Source organism: Clostridium sp. ATCC 25772, assembly GCF_001573875.1.
Classification (GTDB): domain Bacteria; phylum Bacillota; class Clostridia; order Clostridiales; family Clostridiaceae; genus Clostridium_J; species Clostridium_J senegalense.
This window is the reverse complement of sequence record NZ_LFRG01000087.1, coordinates 1-5,670: the sequence shown is the minus strand read 5'-3', so window position 1 is coordinate 5,670 and position 5,670 is coordinate 1. Positions and strand designations below refer to the sequence as shown.

5 protein-coding genes are annotated in these 5,670 nt (G+C 26.5%); 4 read left to right on the top strand and 1 reads right to left on the bottom strand.

What is annotated here, in order from left to right:
- Positions 1-199: 199 nt before the first annotated feature.
- Genes dltA through dltD form a run of 4 tightly spaced genes read left to right on the top strand, consistent with a single transcriptional unit; the run spans position 200 to position 4,342 of the window.
- Positions 200-1,720: a D-alanine--poly(phosphoribitol) ligase subunit DltA gene (gene dltA / locus AZI32_RS16675; protein WP_061997050.1), complete on the top strand. Its 1,521-nt coding sequence runs from the start codon at positions 200-202 to the stop codon at positions 1,718-1,720.
- Positions 1,717-2,871 (top strand): D-alanyl-lipoteichoic acid biosynthesis protein DltB, encoded by a 1,155-nt coding sequence (dltB, locus tag AZI32_RS16670; RefSeq protein ID WP_061997048.1) that lies wholly within the window; start codon positions 1,717-1,719, stop codon positions 2,869-2,871. Before dltA ends, dltB begins: the two co-directional genes overlap by 4 nt.
- 37 nt (positions 2,872-2,908) lie before the next feature.
- The gene (gene dltC / locus AZI32_RS16665) at positions 2,909-3,139 is read left to right on the top strand and encodes a D-alanine--poly(phosphoribitol) ligase subunit DltC (protein ID WP_061997045.1); all 231 of its coding nucleotides are present in this window, start codon (positions 2,909-2,911) and stop codon (positions 3,137-3,139) included.
- Positions 3,140-3,142: 3 nt separating this feature from the next.
- Complete coding sequence (gene dltD / locus AZI32_RS16660; protein WP_061997043.1) at positions 3,143-4,342, top strand: D-alanyl-lipoteichoic acid biosynthesis protein DltD; 1,200 nt, start codon at positions 3,143-3,145, stop codon at positions 4,340-4,342.
- Between the two features lie 176 nt (positions 4,343-4,518).
- Here dltD and AZI32_RS16655 read toward each other — a convergent pair whose 3' ends face one another.
- Positions 4,519-5,007 carry a thioredoxin family protein gene (locus AZI32_RS16655; RefSeq protein WP_061997041.1) on the bottom strand — a complete coding sequence of 163 codons (489 nt, stop codon included), beginning with the start codon at positions 5,005-5,007 and terminating at the stop codon, positions 4,519-4,521.
- Positions 5,008-5,670: the final 663 nt, after the last annotated feature.

Sequence of the window (5,670 nt, the reverse complement as noted above, 5' to 3'; positions counted from 1 at the left end):
ACCGCCGTGTACCGAACGGTACGCACGGTGGTGTGAGAGGACGGAAAATAAAATAATTATTTTCCTCCTACTCGATTTTTTAAACAATATTTAAAAAAAATGAAAAATATATAAATATATACAAAATATTTACAAAAAATAATCAGAATAGTATACTTAAAGTTGTTTAGAAAATTAATATAATAAGTGGAGGGAAAAAATGAGCTTAATTAAATGTATAGATGATTATGGAATACATAGTAGCAATAAAATGGCCCATATAAGTGAAGATAACTCAATAACTTATGGCGATTTGAAAAAGTATTCTGATGCATTAGCAAATTACTTATTAAAAAATTATGGCAATGAGAACACACCTATATTAGTTTATGGTCATAAAGAAAATGAAATGCTTTATAGCTTTATAGGTATTGTGAAATCTGGACATTCTTATGTACCTATTGATAGTTCACTGCCAGTTGAAAGAGTAAGGGATATAATTGAAGTATCTCAGCCACATATAATTATATCCATTGAAGAAATGCCTTTTGAATTAGAAAATATAAAAATAATAAATTATAACACTCTTATAGAAATATTTAAAACTAGTGAAGTGGAAAGCATATCAGAGGAATACTACGTAAAAAAAGAAGATGTATATTATAGTATATTTACATCTGGAAGTACAGGTAGACCTAAAGGAGTGCAAATTACTTTAGGATGTCTTGAAAGTTTTGTTAAGTGGGGATTAAGTTTATGTAATGATAAAGAAAAGGTATTCATGAACCAAGCTCCATTTTCATTTGATTTATCAGTTATGGATACTTACTTAAGTTTAGCAAGTGGTTCAACACTTTATAGTATAAATAAAAAGATGATAAGCAATATGAAAGAGCTTTTTAAAAGCTTTGAAACATCTAATATAACAACGTGGGTATCTACACCATCTTTTGCTGATATGTGCTTATCAGATAGTAACTTTAATGAAAAGCTGTTAGATAAATTAGACACTATGTTATTTTGTGGAGAAACTTTAACTAATTCCACAGTTTCTAAAATAAGACAAGCATTTCCTAAAGTAAAAATATATAATACTTATGGACCAACAGAGTCTACAGTGGCAATAACTTCTATAGAGGTTACTGATAAGATAAATGAGGATTTTGCTCCACTACCTGTAGGATATAGCAAAGAAAATACATGGCTATATATTATGGATGAAAATAAAAACATATTACCGGAAGGTGAAAAAGGAGAAATTATAATAGTTGGGGATAGCGTAAGCATAGGGTATATGAACAACGAAGAGATAAATAAAAAGTCCTTTGGAACTATGGAAATTAACGGTAAAACATATAGAATGTACAAAACTGGAGATAAAGGATATATGAAAGATAATCTTTTATTCTATTGTGGAAGATTAGATTTTCAGGTGAAACTAAATGGATATAGGATAGAACTTGAAGACATAGAGAACAACATAAAAAATATAGATTTTATAGATAACACAATAGTATTACCACATGAAAAAGAAGGAAAAATTCAATATTTAATAGGTGTTGTAACATTAACTAAAAGAGTTGAAGAAAAAGATTTTAAAATAGTATCTAATATAAAAAATAAATTAAAAGAATATATACCAGAATACATGATTCCAAGAAAATTTGTAATTAAGGAAACATTGCCAATGACTCCAAATGGAAAAGTTAATAGAAGAGCACTAATGGAGGAAATGAAATGATACCATTTGATGGATTACTATTCTTTTATATTGTCTCTTTATTAATATTACCTATTATAATTATGGGGCTTAAAGGTAAAAAAATCACTAATTACAGCATGATGGTAAATATTGTAATGATACTTATGATTTTTTCAAGTTCCCAAAAGCAATTAGGACAACTAGTTATATTTTATATATTACAATTGTTATTAGTTAAAAGTTATATTGTAATACGTAAACGTAACGATTCAAGAAAAATACTTTGGGTAATGATAATTTTATCATTATTACCGCTAATTTTAGTAAAATGGGGACATGTTATATCAAGTCAACCTAAAGGCTTTTTCGGATTTTTAGGGGTTTCCTATTTATCCTTTAAATCATTACAAATGTTAATAGAAATATATGACGAATTAATAAAAGAGGTTAAAGTATTAGACTTTACTTATTTTATGTTGTTCTTTCCAACAATAAGTTCAGGACCTATAGATAGATCAAGAAGATTTACAGAGGATATATCAAAGCCAATTGAAAAAGAGGAATATAAACTTCTTTTAAAAGAGGGTATACTAAAGATTTTCCTTGGGGTTCTATATAAATTCGTAATAGGTGCTCTTATATATAGCTTATGGATGAGTAAAATTGGTGAAGATAAAAATTTATTAAATATAGTAAGTTATATGTATGCCTATAGTTTTTACTTATTCTTCGACTTTGCAGGATATAGTTTAATGGCTATAGGGTTAAGTTATATTATGGGAATAAAAGCTCCAGATAACTTTAATTTACCGTTTATAAGTAAGGATATAAAAGACTTTTGGAATAGATGGCATATGTCTTTATCCTTTTGGTTTAGGGATTATTTTTATACAAGATTTGTAATGTCCGCACTAAAAGGTAAATGGTTTAAAAGTAGGTATACAGCATCTTACATAGGATTTATATTAATAATGACTACAATGGGAATATGGCATGGAACTGAAATCTTTTATATAATCTATGGATTGTATCAAGGATGTTTAATAGTCTTAACGGATTATTATCAAAGAAAAAGTAAATTCCATAAAAAAAACAAAAAGAAAAATTGGTATATATGTTTAACAACATTTGTAACATTCAATTTAGTTTGTTTTGGATTTTTAATATTTTCAGGATATTTATTTAAATAAGATATAAAAAACTTTAATTTTAGGAGGATAATGAATTATGAAGGAAAAAATATTAGATATAATGGTTGAAATTACAGGAGTAGATGAAATAAAAGAGGATTTAGACATTGAACTTTTTGAAGAAGGAATTTTTGATTCTCTTGCAATAGTAGAATTTTTAATTGAATTAGAGAAGCAATTAGGTCTAAAAATTGAGCCAACAGAAATTGAAAGAGAGGATATAGAAACTCCAAATAAAGCAATAGAGTTTATTACTAAAAGGAGTTAAGTTATGAAAAACGCTGTAAGAACTATAATTGGTATAGGATTATTTTTTGTTTTATCCATAGGTTTTCTTACTGGTAGTCAAATTTATTTAAAGTCAAAATTAGAATCAAAATATAATGACAATGTAGATAAAGCACTAGCTAAAGATTTATCTGTAGATAAATTCCAAGGGATATATATACAAAATAAGGAACTTCAAAATAACAATTTAATGTTGTATGGTTCATCAGAACTGTCAACAACATTTATACCACAGCATCCAAACAACTTTTATTTAGATAAGGAAAGTAACTATAATATTAGTGTTATAGGAAGAGGACATTGCCAAAGTATTATACATGCTATCAACACAGGTGCTTTAAATAATACTTCTAGCAATAAAAAAATAGCATTTGTACTATCACCGCAGTGGTTTACAGAAGATGGACTATCTAAAGAAGGATTTGAAGCTAATTTTTCTGAACTTCAATTTTATAAATTAATGAATAATAAAAATATTAGTAAAGAATTAAAGTTAAAAATATGTGCTAGAATAATCCAGTTTACTGATGAATCTTCTAACCTAAAAAACATAAAATTGTATTCAAAGCTATACTCTAACAATAATATTATTTCTAATATAGGTTTAGGACTTTTAAAACCATATTATTATATTAAAGAGGAAGCATTATATACTTTAGATTTAAAACAAAGCTTAGATAAAATAAATGAAGTTAAAGATGAAGAATCTAAAGTTAATAAAAAGCCAATAGATTGGACAAGCCAATTAGAACAAGCAGTAAAAGAAGGCGAAAAAGCTGCAACTAATAATGAATATGGTGTTTATGATAGTTATTTTGAAAAATATATAAAAAATGATTATGAAAAACTTAAAGGATCATATAAAACATTAAAATATACAGAATCACCAGAGTACAATGATTTAGATTTATTGATAGAAATATGTAAAGAAACTGGTGTAAAACCATTATTAATATCTGTTCCAGTACATTCTAAGTGGTATGATTACTGTGGATTTGATAAAAATAATAAAGAAGAATATTATGAAAAAATAAGAGAAATAGCTCTAAAAAACAATATAGAACTATTGGATTTATCTGAGAAGGAAAATGAAAAATATGTGTTATGTGACATAATGCATTTAGGCTGGAAAGGATGGGTATACATAAATGAAGAAATTGACCAATATTATAATGAAAATTAAGTCAATTATTTTAAATAATAATATATACTTATCAATATTTTGTTCTATGGTAATAGTAAGTTTAATGTGTACATTCCTAATATTAGGTGTTCAAACAGGTGAATATATATATAGCCAGTTCTAAAAAGTGTAAAAGAGTTTTAACTTTAGTGTTAAAACTCTTTTATTTTTTATATCTATAATATTATTTCAAGTAAATCTTTTTCTATTAAATCGTTAAACTTACCAGCTCTATACTCATTAATAAGAGCCTCTCTTTCATCCTTAGATAGCTTTATCATTTTTTCAGTAAGTTCTTTTGGAATTTCAACATATGCACCTTTAGGATTCATATCTTTATCAAAAGTTATGACTGTAGGGATAGATTTTCTTCCTACAGCTTCTTCTAAAAAATCTTCATATCCAGTCCTAGGTAGGTAATGAACTTTTAAGTTTTCATTTTCTTCACTAAATCTTTGAATAAAAGGTACTGTAACTATACAATCAGGGCAAAAACCTTCTGTAAAAACAACCATATTAACTTCTTCATCTAAAGATTTCATGCTGTTTTTGCAGTATTCTGATAAAGATGTATTCTCATAGGCTTCATTTTGAATATCCCCATAAGTTTCTTGAGATTTTTTTAAATATTCTTTAAAATCCAGAGATTTTGATAAATTTAGCATAAAAAACCCTCCTATAAAATTAGTTATAAAAATATTATCATATTAAATTTGAAAATTAAAGAGCAAGAAAATTAATTACGATAATGATTATATGGCATAAATTAAATATAATACATAATATATTCACTCTTAACTAAAGAAGTCTCTCTTGTGATGGATGTAGAACTTGGGAAATTGATTGGTTAGTTGAGGGAGTTCTTTGGAAATTGACAAAGGACAATTGACATTTGACAATGTTGGAGGAAACTGGACTACCAGTTTCTTTGAATTAGAAGGAGTAAAATTTGAGTTTTAGAAATAAAACTAACTAAAACTACATTTAAAATGTACAGCCGTAACAAATGGGACAGGCACGACTAATGTAGTTCCATAAAATAGATAGTAGCTCTTATAATTTAGTTATATAAATAAAAAAGTTAGCCAGTCCCTGAGATAGTTAAAAGTTAAGAATTAAAAGTTAAGAGTTTAGGATGAAAGTGGTAACCACTTTCTTTTAGATCTAATCATATAATTTGCTTTGCAAATTTATATAAAAAAGTACGTTTAGCATTACTATGAACGAAGTGATTAGTAATAACCACAACTATCGGATTGGCCCCCTCAAAGTGGACTCTAAATGCTAATTACTAGCTTATTCTTAAAATTACTATTTGTTAAATTATA

Excerpts from the sequence above, each read along its gene's own strand:
- AZI32_RS16655 (WP_061997041.1), bottom strand. The coding sequence starts at position 5,007 with ATGCTAAATTTATCAAAATCTCTGGATTTTAAAGAATATTTAAAAAAA.
- dltD (WP_061997043.1), top strand. The coding sequence starts at position 3,143 with ATGAAAAACGCTGTAAGAACTATAATTGGTATAGGATTATTTTTTGTT.
- dltA (WP_061997050.1), top strand. The coding sequence starts at position 200 with ATGAGCTTAATTAAATGTATAGATGATTATGGAATACATAGTAGCAAT.
- dltC (WP_061997045.1), top strand. The coding sequence starts at position 2,909 with ATGAAGGAAAAAATATTAGATATAATGGTTGAAATTACAGGAGTAGAT.
- dltB (WP_061997048.1), top strand. The coding sequence starts at position 1,717 with ATGATACCATTTGATGGATTACTATTCTTTTATATTGTCTCTTTATTA.